This is a genomic window from Mycobacterium shunyiense (assembly GCF_058270035.1).
The window spans coordinates 121,971-133,971 of the sequence record NZ_JBZDPT010000007.1; the positions used below are offsets into that span (position 1 = coordinate 121,971).

Consider the following 12,001-nt stretch of genomic DNA (forward strand, 5'->3'; position numbering starts at 1 on the left):
ACATGACAGAAGCAGGCCAGTCAGCTCAGTTCACGAAGGATGTCAGGGCCGCACCGGAAGATGCGGCGCTGATACGCCGCGAGTTCTCCAGTTGGCTGAGCACGCATCTCATGCTCGATCCCACCAAGGCCAGCGATGTGGTCCTGGCCGTGAACGAGGCGCTGGCCAACGCCGCGGAATTCGCGTATGTCGATGCCTCGGCGCCCGGGTTGATGCACGTGCGGGCCGATTACGACGGGGACAAGGCGGTACTCACCGTCACCGTCGCCGATGAGGGCGTGTGGCGGATCGCCGAGACAGACCACAAGAACCCGGCCCGCGGTCGCGGTATCCCGTTGATGCGCGCGCTCACAGATCGAGCCGTCATCGACACGAACCACGAAGGCACCGAAGTCCGCCTTCAGTGGGATCAGATCGATCAGAACTGCGGAAGCCGCACCACCTGAACGAAGAACTCGTCGATCTGACGGACCGCACTCATGAACTGGTCCAGGTCGACGGGCTTGGTGACGTAGGCGTTGGCGTGCAGCTTGTAGCTGCGGAGGATGTCCTCCTCGGCTGACGACGTGGTCAGCACCACGATCGGGATGTGGCAGAGTTCGACGTCCGACTTGATCTTCTCCAACAACTGTCTGCCGTCGTACTTCGGCAGGTTCAGGTCGAGCAGGATCAGATCCGGGCGCGGCGCACCTTCGAAGGCGCCGCGCCGATACAGAAAGTCCAGGCCTTCCTCGCCGTCGCGGGCAACGTGCAGGTTGTTCTTGATCTTGTTGTGCTCGAAGGCTTCCCGGGTGATGAGCTCGTCACCGGGATCGTCTTCGACCAACAGGATGTCAATGGCTCGGTTGACGGATGAGGTCACTTGGGACTTCCTTCCAACTGGGCTTCCGGCACGACGTCGGGCACGGTCGTGGGCGTGACGGGCAGGGTGAACATGAACCGGGTTCCGGGCGAGTACGACGTGTCGATCCAGATGGATCCGCCGTGGTGCTCGACGATCTTCTTGCACAACGCGAGCCCGATACCGGTGCCGCTGAAGGCATCACGTCCGTGCAGGCGTTGGAATATGACGAACACCTTGTCCACGAACTCCTCGCCGATGCCGATTCCATTGTCCGAAACACTGAATACCCAGTTCTCGGCCAGTTCACCGGTACCCGGCCGACAGTCGATGACGATCCGGGGCACCACCCCCTCGCAACGGAACTTCACCGCGTTTCCGATCAGGTTCTGCCACAGCATGGTCATGAGTGTGGGATCACCGTCTATCTGCGGTAACGGCTCGTCCGGTCGCTCGATCTCGGCACCCGACTCCCCGACGGAGGTGGCCAGGTTCTTCAGCGCGCTGTCGAGTGCGTCGTCGAGGTTCACCTCGGCATGAGTGGCGTTGAGCCGGCCCACCCGCGAGAACGTCAGCAGATCGTTGATCAGTACCTGCATGCGCTTGGCCCCGTCGACGGCGAAGCCGATGTACTCGGCCCCCCGCTCGTCCAGTTTGTCGCCGTAGCGCTTCTCCAGCAGCTGACAGAACGAGGCAACCTTGCGCAACGGCTCCTGGAGATCATGCGATGCCACGTACGCGAACTGCTCCAGTTCGGCATTGGACCGGCGCAGTTCATCTGCCTGCTGATCGAGGGCATCCTTGGCGGACTGCGACGCGTCGAGTTCTTCGACGACCCGCTGCCGCATGTCCTCGACATCGACGGCGATCGCCCGAATGTCCTTGGGGCCCTGCGGGACGATGCGTTGCGCGAAGTTGCCCTCGGTGATCCGCCGACACGAGGCTGCCAGCGCCGCAAGCGGTCGCGTGACCGCACTGCGCACCAGCACCGTCAACAACACCGCCATGGTGAAGAACGCCGCGATCATCGCTATCACCACGCCGTTGCGCCAGGTCCGGACGTGGTCCAGCTCGTCGACGCTGGCCTGCCTGGCCTGACTGAGGTTGGCGTTCTGCACGTCGAAAAGTTCGCGCAGTCCGTCGAATGCAGCCCTGCCGCGATCTGCGGTGCGGGGGTCGACAACCGCGGGCCGACCCACCTGGACGCCGGCGATGAGCGGCTCTGCATAGTTGGCCCGCCAGGCCGCCGCCGCAGTCTCGATCGAAGCGAGATCGGCCAGCAGGCCGTCGTGGTCGGCCAGGTAACCGCGGATATCCGCTGCCGCAGCCGATTCCGCACCCTGTCCGTCGCCGTAGGGATCGAGGAACCGAGGGTCCGCGGCAATGGCGTATCCACGCACAGCCGTCTCCTGATCCCGCAGCGCCGCCTGCAGTTGATACGCCGCAACCCGGGCGGGCTGAATGTTGTCGATGAGCTCTCGCGACACGGCGTCGGTTCGGGAGACCAGCGCGATGCCTGCGATCGCACCGGTCAGGACGATCACACACATCACCGACACCAGCAGGTTCTGCCAACCTTGCACCGTGAGCTTCATACCGACGAACGCTCCACTCTGATCATCGCGATGTCATCGCTGAGACCGCCGTGCGGCCGCGCGCGGGATTCGACCTCGGCGACCAGTGCACCGACGAAGTCGCGCCCGGGTAGCGCCGCAAGCGAATTGGCCAACTCGAGCAATCCTTCTTCGCCCAGACGGGCGCCGCCGGGGCCAGCGTGTCCCTCGAACAATCCGTCGGTGAGCAGTAGCAGACCGTGCTGTTCTGGCAGTGCCAGTCGGTTGACGGGCCACTCCCTTGCGCCGAGACCCAGCGCCGAACCCGCCTCCGGTTCGATCCACTGCACGGCGTCGGGACCATGCGCGAGCAGGCCGGGGTGACCGGCACGGACCACGTCGTATTCCCCGCTGTCGGGATCGAGCGCCACGCTGAGCAACGTTGCGAAGATCCCCGGACCTGGACGCTCGGTGGTGAGCACGCGGTCCAGTTGACGCATCCGCTCGTTTCCCCGGAGGCCCGCGAATGTCAGTGCACGCCAACCGATGCGCAGCGCCACCCCCAATGCGGCCTCATCCGGTCCATGGCCGGCGACATCGCCCATCATCACGTGCACCGTCCGGTCCGGCGTTTGGACGATGTCGTAGAAATCACCACCCAGCAAGGCGTCGCGACGGCTCGGCAGCGAGTGCGTGACGACCTCGACACCCGGTTCTTCCAACAGCAGTGGCGACGGCAACAGGCCACGCTCCAGGCGCGCGTTCTCCCGTTCCCGCAGTCGGCTCGCGTGCAGGTCCACCGCGGTCAACTCGGCGCGTTTGCGCTCGATGGAGTACACGACGGCCCGCCGCAGCATCTCCGGGTCGACACGGCCTTTCACGAGATAGTCCTGCGCTCCCGAAGCGACCGCCGAGACGCCGAAGTGTTCGTCGTTCAGGCCGGTGAGCACGATGATCGGGATCGCCGGATCAAGCTTGCCCAACCGGTGCAGCGCATCGATGCCGTCCGCGTCGGGAAGGTTCAGGTCGAGCAGCACACAGTCGGGGCGGGACTCGATCAATGACCGCTCCGCAGCCGACATGGACTGCACCCAAGCCAGGTCGATGTCGGCGGTGCCGGCCACGTCGGCGATCTGCTCTTCGACCAACAACGCATCGCCCCGGTCGTCCTCGACCAGCAACAGCGACAATCGCCGCCCTGGAGCGGGACCGGCGAGTGTGGCTGAGGGGTAGGTCTGCTCCGCGCGCATGGGATCACGTCCTTCACTCACTGAGGCCACCCGGTCGCGCTGACCTCTGCTTTAGTGACGACGTTGTTGAGAATACCTAGACGTACGCGTCAATTCCCCGGCAGTCGACCGATTGCGGGCTCGAGATCAGGAGGCTCGCGCCTGCGAGCGCAGCTCCAGCCGGCGCAGCACGTCATCGCCCAGCACCCGCGGATCCTGATCGGACCCGGCCGCGATCAGGGTGACCCCGTCGGCCACCTCGGCCGCCTCGATGTCCGCGATCAGGCCGGCCAGGCCGTCAACTGTCCCGATGTAGCGCACCTGCGCCTCGGGACCGGCCGGCTCGTGCCATCTGTGCGCCGAGCGGTAGGCGGAGCTGAACTCTCCGGCCACCGCGACCGTGACGTCGAGGATCACCGAGACGTCCTCGTCCTCCGACTTGAGACCGGACCGGATCCGGCGCGCCTGCGCCAGGTCGGGCGCGGAGATCCGCGCCGTCGGCGCCCCACCGTCGGTCAGTTCGGTCCACGCCTCGGCATCCGCCACGAATATCCGCACCCCGGCCACGCTAAGTGCAAATAACGCACCTGCACAGAGTTACGTTCAGCCGGAATCCAAGGGACTACCGCGCGTCACGCACCCGAGTCTTGTACAGACTGGCGGCGGTGGTGATGGCCAGCGTCACGATGATCACACCGAGGCTGGCCAGCGTCGGGATCTCCGGGACGTGCACCGGCTCGCCGCCGTTGATGAACGGCAGCTCGTTCTCGTGCAGCGCGTGCAGCACCAGCTTGACGCCGATGAAGGCCAGGATGAACGCCAGTCCCTGCGACAGGTAGACGAGCCGCTTGAGCAGGTCACCGAGCAGGAAGTACAGCTGCCGCAGTCCCATCAGGGCGAACACGTTGGCCGTGAACACCAGGTAGGGCTCCTGGGTGAGGCCGTAGATCGCCGGGATCGAGTCCAGCGCGAACAGCAGATCGGTGGTGCCCAGAGCGACGATCACGAGGAACATCGGCGTCATCAGCCGCTTGCCATTGTCGTGCACCCACAACTTCAAGCCGTCCCACTGGTCCGTGGTACGCAGGTGCTTGCGGGCGAACCGCACCACCCCGTTGTCGCCGTCGTCGTCGTGGTCGGTGTCCCGGACCAGGTTGATCGCGGTGTACACCAGGAACGCGCCGAAGATGTAGAACACCCAGGAGAACTCGTTGATCGCGACCGCGCCGAGCGCGATGAAGATGCCGCGGAAGATCAGCGCCAGGATGATGCCGACCAGCAGGGCCTGCTGCTGGTAGATCCTCGGCACCTTGAAGCTGGCCATGATGATCAAGAAGATGAACAGGTTGTCGACCGACAGGCTGTATTCGGTGAGCCACCCGGCGAAGAACTGCAGCCCGAACTGGTGGCCGTGGAAGTACCAGACCCACACACCGAACGCCACCGCCATGCCGATGTAGATCGACAGGTACGTCGCGGTCTCCCGCGTGGTGGGTTCGTGGGGGCGTCGCCCGATCACGACGACATCGAACAGCAGAACGGCGATCGTCACCGCCAGGGTGATGATCCATTCCAGCTGAGTTACCTGCATCGAGAATCCTCCGGTCGTCAAAACGCCGGAGGTCTCTTCCACCGGCTACCCGCACCGGCCCGCGACACCGATCGATCATTTGACGACCGACGTGATGACGACATCGCAGCGAAGGAATACTCCCCTCCGCCGACCAGTCTGCCTGACGGACCCCACGAATCGAAATCGAACCGGCACGCCGCACCGACCGGCGAGCCGTCTCGACGCGGGCTTAGTAGTTTGTACTCGTGACAGCTGCCGCCAGTGCACACGAGATTCCACCGCAGTACGTGCTATCCCCACTGGCCCCCGAGCCACGCACACTCGTCGACATCCTCAACGACACCGCCAGGCGTTTTCCCGACGCGCCGGCCCTCGATGACGGTTCCGTACAACTCACCTACTCCGAGCTCATCGCCGATGTCGCCGACAGCGTGGCCTGGTTGGCGGCACGCGGTATCGGCCGCGGCGACAAGCTCGGAATCCGGATGCCCTCGGGCAGCTATGCGCTGTATGTGGCAATCCTGTCGGTGCTGGCCTGCGGTGCCGCCTACGTCCCGGTGGACGCCGACGACCCCGACGAACGGGCCGAGCTGGTGTTCGGCGAGGCCAACGTGGTCGGGGTGATCACCGAGGCCGGCCTGGTCCGCGGGCCTGGATCGTCGCGCGGCTGGCGCGCCGCCGAGCCACTCGGGCGCGACGACGCCTGGATCATCTTCACCTCGGGCTCGACCGGTACCCCGAAAGGTGTGGCCGTCACCCACCGCAGCGCCGCCGCATTCGTCGATGCCGAAGCGCGAATGTTCCTGCAGGACAACCCGATTGGCCCTGGCGATCGGGTGTTGGCCGGGCTGTCGGTGGCCTTCGACGCCTCGTGCGAGGAGATGTGGCTGGCCTGGCGGCACGGCGCCTGCCTCGTGCCCGCCCCGCGGTCGTTGGTGCGCAGCGGCATGGATCTGGGCCCGTGGCTGGTGAGCCGCGACATCACCGTGGTGTCCACGGTGCCGACGCTGGCGGCGCTGTGGCCGGCGGAGGCGCTGGAAGCCGTCCGGTTGTTGATCTTCGGTGGCGAGGCCTGCCCACCTGAGCTGGCCGCCCGTTTGGCAGTCGACGGCCGCGAGGTGTGGAACACCTACGGCCCCACCGAGGCGACCGTGGTGGCCTGCGCCGCGCAACTCGACGGCCAGGGACCGGTCAGCATCGGCCTGCCGCTGGCGGGCTGGGACCTGGCGGTGGTGGACAAGGACAGCTTGCCGGTGGCGGTCGGTGAGGTCGGCGAACTCGTGATCGGCGGCGTCGGCCTGGCCCGCTACCTCGATCCGGAGAAGGACGCCGAAAAGTACGCCCCGATGCCGACGCTCGGCTGGAACCGGGCCTACCGCAGTGGCGACCTGGTCCGTCTGGAGAACGACGGCCTGTACTTCCAGGGCCGGGCCGATGACCAGGTGAAGGTCGGCGGCCGCCGCATCGAACTGGGTGAGGTCGACAACGCGCTGGTGCACCTGCCCGGTGTGAGCGGCGGTGCGGCCGCGGTCCGCAAGACCGCCAGCGGCACCCCGTTGCTCGTCGGCTACATCGCCAGTACCGATCCCGACTTCGACCTCGGCGCGGCCCGGGTGGCGCTGTCCGAGTCGCTGCCGGCCGCGCTGGTGCCCCGCCTGGTGCTGCTCGACGAACTCCCGACCCGCACGTCGGGCAAGGTGGACCGCAATGCACTGCCGTGGCCGCCGCCGGGCGGTGCCGATCAGGACGCCCCCGAACTCGACGGCACCATGGGCTGGCTGGCCGGGTTGTGGCGCGACGTTCTCGGTACGGCGGTCGAAGGACCGGAGGCCGACTTCATCGCCCTGGGCGGCGGCTCCCTGTCCGCCGCGCAGTTGGTCGCCGCACTACGCCAGCGCTACCCACTGGTGACCGTCGCCGACCTCTACGACCATCCCCGGCTCGGCTCACTCGCCGGCTATCTCGACGAACTCAAACCCCCGCCGACGATCCAAGCCCGCGAGGTCAAGCCGACCCCGCTGCTGACTCAGGCCGCACAGGTCGCACTGTCGCTGCCGTTGGCCACCCTCACCGGAATGCAGTGGGTGGTCTGGCTGGCACTGCTGAACAACATCGCCGCCATCTCGGGGATCGTGCCGTGGGCGCACCCGCTCAGCTGGTGGTGGGTGCTGGCCGGGTTCCTGCTGTTCGTCACACCACTGGGGCGCATGGGCATCGCGGTGCTGTTCGCCCGGATGCTGCTCGGCGGGCTTGAGCCCGGCACCTACCGCCGCGGCGGCCCGGTCCATCTACGGGTCTGGATCGCCGAGCGACTGGCCGATGCCAGCGGCGCCGAGAACCTGGCCGGGGCACCGTGGATGGTCTACTACGCCCGCGCCCTGGGCAACACCGTCGGCAAGGGCGTCGACATGCACTCGGCGCCGCCGGTCACCGGCATGCTCAAGATCGGTCATCGCGCCTCGGTCGAACCCGAGGTGGACCTCACCGGGCACTGGATCGACGGCGACCTGTTCCACGTCGGGCCCGTGACGATCGGCAACGACGCCACGATCGGCGCCCGCACCACGCTGTTACCCGGGGCCAGCATCGGCAAGAACGCCGATGTCGCGCCCGGCTCGGCAGTGACCGGCAAGGTCAAGAACGGGCAGTTCTGGAAGGGCTCACCCGCGGTGAAATCGGGCAAGGCCCGCCACCCGTGGCCCGATCACCGGCCGGGACGCGCCCCGCTGTGGGTCGGGGTGTACGGGGTGTCCTCGCTGCTGCTGGCCGGCCTGCCGCTGCTGGCCCTGGCCGCGGGCCTCGCGGTGATCGTCTGGGGCATACACGGCACCGCCTCACCGGCCGACGCGCTGCTGCCCGCACTGGCATGGACGCCGGCCGCCGCCGCGGTGGCACTGCTGACCTACGCCGCGCTGACCGTGATCGGGGTGCGCATCCTCTCGGTGCGACTGTCCGAGGGCTACCACCCCGTGCGCAGCCGCGTGGGCTGGCAGCTGTGGACCACCGAACGCCTGATGGACGCCGCCCGCAACTACCTTTTCCCGATCTACGCCAGCCTGCTCACGCCGTGGTGGCTGCGCCTGCTCGGCGCGAAAGTCGGCAAGGACACCGAGATCTCGACCGCCCTGTTCACCCCGAAGTTCACCGAGGTGCAGGACGGCGCGTTCCTCGCCGACGACACCATGGTGGCGTCCTACGAGCTGGGCGGCGGCTGGATCCACGTTGCCAAGGCGACGATCGGCAAGCGCGCCTTCCTCGGCAACTCCGGTATCACGCAGCCGGGCCGCAAGGTGCCCAATGACGGCCTGGTGGCCGTCCTGTCGGCCACTCCGCACAAGGCCAAGGCCGGCTCGTCGTGGCTGGGCAGCCCGCCGGTCCGGTTGCGCCGCAACGCCACCGCCGCCGACGCGCTCCGCACGTTCCACCCGTCTACCCGGCTCAAGATCATGCGCTCGGCAGTGGAGACCTGCCGGTTGATACCCGTGATCGTCACCTTCGCGATCGGCGTCGCGGTGCTGGGGGCGATGCAGGCCGTGACGATCCGGTTCGGTTTCCTGTGGACGGCGCTGACCGGGGGTCTGGTCCTGCTCGCCGCCGGCCTGCTGGCCGGGACCATCGCCGTGATCGCAAAGTGGTTGGTGGTCGGCCGGATTCGCGCGGTCGAGCATCCCTTGTGGTCGTCGTTCGTCTGGCGCAACGAGGTGTCGGACACCTTCGTCGAAACCGTCGCCGCACCGTGGTTCGCCCGGGCCGCCAGCGGCACCCCGGTGATGAACCTGTGGCTGCGCGGACTGGGCGCCTCGATCGGGCGCGGCGTGTGGTGCGAAACCTACTGGCTGCCCGAAGCCGATCTGGTGGCGCTGGGGACGGCGTCGACCGTCAACCGCGGCTGCGTGGTGCAGACCCACCTGTTCCACGATCGCATCATGCGATTGGACAGCGTTGTGCTCGAAAAAGGTTCGACGCTGGGACCGCACTGTGTGGCGTTGCCCGCGGCCCGCCTGGGCGCCGGCGCCACGGTCGGGCCGGGGTCGCTGGTGATGCGGGGCGACGAGGTACCACCGTCGACGCGCTGGCAGGGCAACCCGATCGCACCGTGGAACATGTTCGGTAAGAAACGCGGGGGCGACAAGGCCCCCGACAAAAACGCGGACAAGACTGCGAAGAAGACAGAAGACCCGGCCGCGTGACCCGATCGAAGAAAGCCGCAAAGAAGTTGGTACCCCAACCCGTGATCGACCCGTATCTGCCGCGCAACGGCAACTTCGGGTACCGGGTGTCGCGCTACGAACTCGACCTGGAATACAAGGTCGCGATCAACCGGCTGGCCGGGACCGTCACCATCACCGCGGTGACCTTGGCCGCGGTGCGCAACTTCACCCTCGACCTGTCCGACGCCCTTACGGTGTCGCGGGTCTCGGTGAACGGCCGCCGCCCCGCCCAGTACCGATGTTCGGGTGGGAAGCTGTCGATCACGCTGCCCACGGCACTGCCGGCCGGCGCCGCGATGACCGTCGTCATCCGCTACAACGGAACCCCGCGCCCCATCGAATCCTTCTGGGGTGACGTCGGTTTCGAGGAACTGTCGAACGGCGCCCTGGTGGCCGGCCAACCCAACGGGGCGGCCTCCTGGTTCCCGTGCGACGACCATCCGAGTTCGAAGGCCAGCTACCGGATCCAGATCAGCACCGACAGCCCCTACTACGCCCTGGCCAACGGCGAGTTGATCTCCCGAAAGGCCCGCGCCGGGCACACCGTGTGGACCTACGAGCAGGCCGAACCCACATCGACCTACCTGATCACCCTGCAGATCGGCCAGTACGAGAACCACCGGCTGACCAAGACACCGGTACCGATGCACGCAGTGCTGCCTGCCCGGTTGCGCCGCAATTTCGAGCACGACTTCCAAGACCAGCCGCAGATGATGAAGCTCTTCATCAAGATGTTCGGCCCCTATCCGCTGGCCAGCGGCTACACCGTGGTGGTCACCGAGGACGATCTCGAGATCCCGTTGGAGGCCCAGGGCATCTCGATCTTCGGCGCCAACCACTGCGACGGGCACCGCGGCGCCGAACGGCTGATCGCCCACGAACTGGCCCACCAGTGGTTCGGCAACTCGGTGACGGCGCGACGCTGGCGCGACATCTGGCTGCACGAGGGATTCGCCTGCTACGCGGAGTGGCTGTGGTCCGAACACAGCGGCGGGCATACCGCCGCGGAGTGGGCCGAGCACTATTACGAACGGCTGCGCGACAAGCCCCAGGATCTGCTGCTTTCCGATCCCGGGCCCGAGGACATGTTCGACGACCGGGTCTACAAACGCGGCGCACTGACCCTGCACGCGTTGCGCACCCTGATCGGTGACCGCAATTTCTTTGCGCTACTGAGGGATTGGACAGCCCGCTACCGTCACAGCACGGCGTTCACCGACGATTTCACCGGGCTGGCCGCCGGCTACACCGACGAGCCGCTGCAGCCGCTGTGGCAGGCGTGGCTGTATTCGAAAGAGCTGCCAGACCTGTGACCGATGGCGGCGCCGCCCCAGCAACTGGACCGATAACGCGCAGCAGCGTCGCCCGCGTCGGGCTGGCGACGGCGATCAGCGCACTGTGCGGCTATGCCGTGCTGTATCTGGCCGCCCGCGACCTCGAGCCGGCAGGCTTCTCGATCTTCAGTGTGTTCTGGGGCGCGTTCGGCCTGGTGACCGGCGCCGCCAACGGGCTGTTGCAGGAGGCCACCCGCGAAGTCCGCTCTGCACGTCACCGTGACCTCTCCGGAAGCCCCAGCACCCACCCGATGCGGATCGCGGGGCTGGTCGGCATCGTCGCGGCCATGGTGATCGCGCTCAGCTCACCGCTGTGGAGCTCGCACGTATTCGCCGAGTCCCGGGCGCTGAGTGTGGTGCTGCTCAGCGTCGGACTGGCCGGATTCTGCCTGCACGCCACCCTGCTCGGCATGCTCGCCGGAGTGAACCGCTGGACCGAGTACGGGGCCCTGATGGTCACCGACGCCGGAATCCGGGTGGCTGTCGCGGCCGCCACGTTCGTTCTCGGCTGGGGCCTGGCCGGATTCCTGTGGGCCACCGTGGCCGGCGCGGTGGCCTGGCTGATCATGCTGATCGCGGCACCGGCGGCGCGCCTGGCCGCCGGCCTGCTCACCGCGGGCAGTCCCGCGACGTTCCTGCGCGGGGCGGCCCACTCGATCGCTGCGGCCGGCGCCAGCGCGATCCTGGTGATGGGATTCCCGGTGCTGCTCAAGGCCACCTCCGGTGACCTGGGTGCGGCCGGCGGTGTGGTGATCCTGGCCGTGACGCTGACACGCGCACCGCTGCTGGTTCCGCTCACCGCGATGCAGGGCAACCTGATCGCGCACTTCGTCGACCAACGCGACAAGCGGCTGCGGGCATTGCTGGCCCCCGCCGCCGCCGTGGCCGCGCTGGGTGCCGTGGGTGTGACCGCGGCCGGACTGCTGGGGCCGTGGCTGCTGCGGGTGGGATTCGGCGACGAGTACCGGGCGGGCGGACCCCTGCTGGCCTGGCTGACCGCCGCCGCTGTCGCCATCGCCATGCTCACGCTGACCGGCGCCGCGACGGTCGCAGCCGCCCTGCACCGGGCCTACGCACTGGGCTGGATCATCGCCACTGTCGCGGCCGTGGCGCTGCTGCTGCTGCCAGTCGGGCTGGAGACCCGGACCGTCATCGCACTGCTGTGCGGACCGCTGGTGGGCATCGCGGTTCACCTGGGCGCGCTGGCGCGCGCGACGCTGGCACGAAACGGAGCGGCTCCGGCCGCGACATAAGGCCGGA

At 67.5% G+C, this 12,001-nt stretch carries 9 protein-coding genes; 4 read left to right on the forward strand and 5 right to left on the reverse strand.

Features of this window, described 5'->3' with window-relative positions; genetic code table 11:
- The first annotated feature begins 2 nt into the window (after nucleotides 1-2).
- A complete protein-coding gene (locus AC4ELS_RS07085) occupies nucleotides 3-446 on the forward strand; it encodes an ATP-binding protein (RefSeq protein WP_064883969.1) in 444 nt (147 codons plus the stop codon).
- Here AC4ELS_RS07085 and AC4ELS_RS07090 read toward each other — a convergent pair.
- The 5 genes from AC4ELS_RS07090 to AC4ELS_RS07110 all read right to left on the reverse strand — a co-directional run bounded on the left by AC4ELS_RS07090 (nucleotide 419) and on the right by AC4ELS_RS07110 (nucleotide 5,214).
- Nucleotides 419-862 (reverse strand): response regulator, encoded by a 444-nt coding sequence (locus tag AC4ELS_RS07090; protein ID WP_036442566.1) that lies wholly within the window; start codon nucleotides 860-862, stop codon nucleotides 419-421. The genes AC4ELS_RS07085 and AC4ELS_RS07090 overlap by 28 nt on opposite strands.
- A complete protein-coding gene (locus AC4ELS_RS07095) occupies nucleotides 859-2,436 on the reverse strand; it encodes a sensor histidine kinase (RefSeq protein ID WP_498887505.1) in 1,578 nt (525 codons plus the stop codon). The genes AC4ELS_RS07090 and AC4ELS_RS07095 overlap by 4 nt, the downstream gene beginning before the upstream one ends.
- Nucleotides 2,433-3,644, reverse strand: coding sequence for a PP2C family protein-serine/threonine phosphatase (locus AC4ELS_RS07100; protein ID WP_499046636.1), 1,212 nt, complete (start codon nucleotides 3,642-3,644; stop codon nucleotides 2,433-2,435). The genes AC4ELS_RS07095 and AC4ELS_RS07100 overlap by 4 nt, the downstream gene beginning before the upstream one ends.
- A 126-nt stretch (nucleotides 3,645-3,770) precedes the next feature.
- Nucleotides 3,771-4,190, reverse strand: coding sequence for a hypothetical protein (locus tag AC4ELS_RS07105; protein WP_448445396.1), 420 nt, complete (start codon nucleotides 4,188-4,190; stop codon nucleotides 3,771-3,773).
- 55 nt (nucleotides 4,191-4,245) lie between these two features.
- Nucleotides 4,246-5,214, reverse strand: a complete 969-nt coding sequence (locus AC4ELS_RS07110; RefSeq protein WP_499046539.1) for a TerC family protein — start codon at nucleotides 5,212-5,214, stop codon at nucleotides 4,246-4,248.
- 227 nt (nucleotides 5,215-5,441) lie between these two features.
- Between AC4ELS_RS07110 and AC4ELS_RS07115 the strand changes: the two genes are divergently transcribed.
- Genes AC4ELS_RS07115 through AC4ELS_RS07125 form a run of 3 tightly spaced genes read left to right on the forward strand, consistent with a single transcriptional unit; the run spans nucleotide 5,442 to nucleotide 11,994 of the window.
- Nucleotides 5,442-9,386 carry a Pls/PosA family non-ribosomal peptide synthetase gene (locus tag AC4ELS_RS07115; protein ID WP_499046541.1) on the forward strand — a complete coding sequence of 1,315 codons (3,945 nt, stop codon included), beginning with the start codon at nucleotides 5,442-5,444 and terminating at the stop codon, nucleotides 9,384-9,386.
- On the forward strand, nucleotides 9,383-10,720 hold the full coding sequence (locus AC4ELS_RS07120; protein ID WP_064883981.1) for a M1 family metallopeptidase: 1,338 nt from the start codon (nucleotides 9,383-9,385) through the stop codon (nucleotides 10,718-10,720). The genes AC4ELS_RS07115 and AC4ELS_RS07120 overlap by 4 nt, the downstream gene beginning before the upstream one ends.
- A complete protein-coding gene (locus AC4ELS_RS07125) occupies nucleotides 10,717-11,994 on the forward strand; it encodes a lipopolysaccharide biosynthesis protein (RefSeq protein WP_448445392.1) in 1,278 nt (425 codons plus the stop codon). Before AC4ELS_RS07120 ends, AC4ELS_RS07125 begins: the two co-directional genes overlap by 4 nt.
- Nucleotides 11,995-12,001: the final 7 nt, after the last annotated feature.